The following is a 1,394-nucleotide window of genomic DNA, read 5'->3' as shown; positions in this document are numbered from 1 at the left end:
GCGAAGGCCGCGCTGCGGGACCGGGGCTGGCTGCTGCTGAACGAGCTGACGGCGTTCGACGTGTTCAGCCACCTCACGTTCGAGTCCAGCACGGCGGCCCGCAGACCGCGCTGTGCGGCCCGCCAGGCGGTGACCAGGCCGATGATCCCGCCCCCGACCACGAGGACGTCACACGGACGCGTAGACGGCATGGGCGTCCAGCCCCTCCCTTCGCCGGCATGACCCGGATCAGGTTCGTACGGTCGGAGGCCGGCCAGCCTCCCTCTCAGCCCGGTGCGTCCAGGCTCCCGCGAGTGCTTTACGTTGGTCACCCACCCTAGCCCGCACCCCCCTCACCTCGTAAAGGGAGCCTCAGTTGACGCCCGCGACCCTGGACGGCCTCGTCTTCGCCCCCGTCTCCGACCAGGCCCCCGGCCAGGTGGGCACCGGCACCCGCTTCACGTACCACGAGGCCGACGGCGTGATCTGGGCCGACTACGCGGGCGGCGACATCGTCCGCGGCCACCTCGTCGGCACGCGCGCGGGCGACCGGATCGACTTCCGGTACGTCCAGCTGCGCACCGACGGGACGACCGCCTCCGGCCACTGCGCCTCGGCCGTCGTCACCCTCCCGGACGGCCGCCTGCGCCTCGACGAGACGTGGGAGTGGGAGTCCGGGGAAGGCACCGGCACGAGCGTTGTGGAGCAGGTCACCGAAACCGCCCCCTGACTGACCCGCCGTCACGTGTCTAAGGTGATCGAGTGAGCGAGCAGACGCAGGAAGCAGGCACCCCGCGCGTGGTCGTCGTCGGCGCGGGCATGGCCGGGGTGCAGACGGCGGTGGCCCTGCGCGAACAGGGCTTCACCGGCACGGTCACCGTCATCGGCGCGGAACCCCACCAGCCCTACGACCGCCCGCCGCTCTCCAAGGCCGTCCTCCTCGGCAAGACCGACGGCTCGGCCTTCGACATCGACTTCACCGCCCTCGGCATCGACCTCCTCCTCGGCCGCGAGGCCCTCGCGGTCCACCCCGGGGAGCACGTCCTCGACACGGACGCCGGCCCCCTGCCCTACGACGCCCTCGTCCTCGCCACCGGCGCCGAACCGATCCTCCTGCCCGGCACCGAGGGTGTCCCCGGCGTCCACCTCCTGCGCACCCTCGACGACGCGGAACGCCTGCGGCCCGTCCTCGCCGGCCGGCACGACGTCGTGGTCGTCGGCGCCGGCTGGATCGGCGCGGAGTTCGCCACCGCCGCGCGCGAGGCGGGCTGTACGGTCACCGTCGTCGAGGCCGCCGACCGGCCCCTCGCGGGTGCCCTGCCGCCCGAGGTCGCCGCGCCCATGACCGCCTGGTACGCCGACCTCGGCGTCGAATTGCGCACCCACGCGCGCGTGCGGGCCGTCGAACCCGGCGC

General features: G+C 73.7%; 3 protein-coding genes and 1 riboswitch. Of the genes, 2 read left to right on the top strand and 1 reads right to left on the bottom strand.

Translation table 11 applies throughout. The features are described from left to right. A partial coding sequence (locus ACVNF4_RS36030; RefSeq protein ID WP_461807035.1) for an FAD-dependent oxidoreductase occupies positions 1 to 191 on the bottom strand: 191 nt, incomplete at its 3' end. Continuing rightward, positions 189 to 301, bottom strand: a riboswitch (TPP riboswitch). It overlaps the preceding gene by 3 nt. A 54-nt stretch (positions 302 to 355) precedes the next feature. Here ACVNF4_RS36030 and ACVNF4_RS36025 point away from each other — a divergent pair. Both ACVNF4_RS36025 and ACVNF4_RS36020 read left to right on the top strand, forming a co-directional pair. Then, positions 356 to 709 carry a hypothetical protein gene (locus tag ACVNF4_RS36025; RefSeq protein WP_461807034.1) on the top strand — a complete coding sequence of 118 codons (354 nt, stop codon included), beginning with the start codon at positions 356 to 358 and terminating at the stop codon, positions 707 to 709. A gap of 32 nt (positions 710 to 741) precedes the next feature. Next, on the top strand, positions 742 to 1,394 hold a 653-nt coding region (locus tag ACVNF4_RS36020; RefSeq protein WP_461807033.1), incomplete at its 3' end, for an NAD(P)/FAD-dependent oxidoreductase.

The sequence above is a fragment of the Streptomyces sp. S6 genome (genome assembly GCF_054880855.1).
The sequence above is the reverse complement of the archived record's forward strand: the minus strand, read 5'-3'. Positions and strand labels throughout refer to the sequence as shown.